Source organism: Oceanobacillus sp. HCA-5259, from assembly GCF_037892815.1.
GTDB lineage: Bacteria > Bacillota > Bacilli > Bacillales > Amphibacillaceae > Oceanobacillus > Oceanobacillus indicireducens.
The window spans coordinates 1-1,428 of record NZ_JBBKBV010000086.1; the positions used below are offsets into that span (position 1 = coordinate 1).

At 39.1% G+C, this 1,428-nt stretch carries 1 pseudogene; it reads right to left on the reverse strand.

The window, feature by feature from the left end:
* Window positions 1-78: 78 nt before the first annotated feature.
* Window positions 79-1,415 (reverse strand): annotated as a pseudogene (locus WKU33_RS18860) (IS1182 family transposase).
* Between the last annotated feature and the right edge of the window lie 13 nt (window positions 1,416-1,428).

The following is a 1,428-nucleotide window of genomic DNA, read 5'->3' on the forward strand; positions in this document are numbered from 1 at the left end:
TGAGTCAATTTCATAATTGCTCTTTTTAAAAATACAAAGACGTACAGAATTTCTAATTTGTATTTTTAAAAATAGAAATCATGCGGTTTGTTGCTGATTCAATTGTGCATTTATTCGATCTGCTGCTAGTTTTGAAGCGTTGTAAATCAGTGTTACGATGTCAAAGTGAACTTTTGCACGTTTTCCAGTACGATAACGAACATTATTAAGCTGAAAAAATTCCTTCAGATAGGCATTTACTCGTTCTACAGCGGTGCGACGTTTGAATATGTTTTTCCATGCTTGTGATCCACGTGCTGGTGCGGTGTACCTTCGCAGGTCTGTCGTAATTTTAACTTTATAAACCTTTTGGCAAATCCCTTCGTTAGCTAATGGACATTCTTTACACTCTTTTGGACTTGTATATTTTAAGGTTTCGTATTTCTTGTCAAAGCTATCATAACGATAGGAATGCTCTCTAAAACAAGTTGGGGCAAAGTGTTTATCAAACCCTATGGGTTCCCCTTCATTTCGTTTATTATACGCAATAACGGATTGGTGGCCCATTCGGTTTACCTGTTCGTAAATGGGTTCATAATCATAACCCGCATCCATGGTTTGATAGCGCAAAGATGGAAGTGAAAGGCGTTCGTCCATCCCTTTTAGTAACGGGATGGCTGCCTTACCATCATTTAAGCTCCCGGATGAAAACATGGATTGTAGAATATATTGACTGGATGCTCCGACAGCCAGATGCCCTTTAAATCCAAACCAAAAGACATTATTGCCTTCTGAGTTCTTCTTCCCCCCCCATGTTGGGTCTTGAGGAACTTCGGCACGTAGTTCATCTAAGCTAACGTCTAATTGAGCTTCAATTTTTTATCGTAAAGAGGTAGATTGGCTTCTTTTTCAGCTTGTTCTTTCAACCATTGTTCGCGCTCTTCTTTGGATTTGCGTCCGCGTTTTTTAGGTTTAGGCTTTGGCTTTTCTTCTTTAGCTTCAAAGTGTGTAGCGTCAATGGCAATCGTGTCATCCATAATAAAACCCTCTGAAATAGCTTGAAGGACTACCTTTTCTTGAACCTTTTCCAGGATATTGGATTCACTTAGCTTGGTTAAAAGCCGAGAATAAGACGCTTCAGAAGGGACATCGTCAGAAACGAGAAATCCACAATTCAGCTTGAAAGCAATGTCTTCATTCAGTCGTTTAACCAGGTCTTTAATGGTGGGAATTCGTTCCACGTATCGAACAAAAACGGAAATAATCATGGCACCATAATTTAGCTCTTCAGGCGCACCAAAACGTGATTTCTTAGTTACTGCATGGTAAATTGCATCTAAATCTATCGCAGAAATAATCGCTTCATATTTTTGGGTAGGTTCCATGTCGTATAATTCTTGGATGCCAAATAGGCTATATTGTCGTATAATGGTCATAAGAAGCACTCCT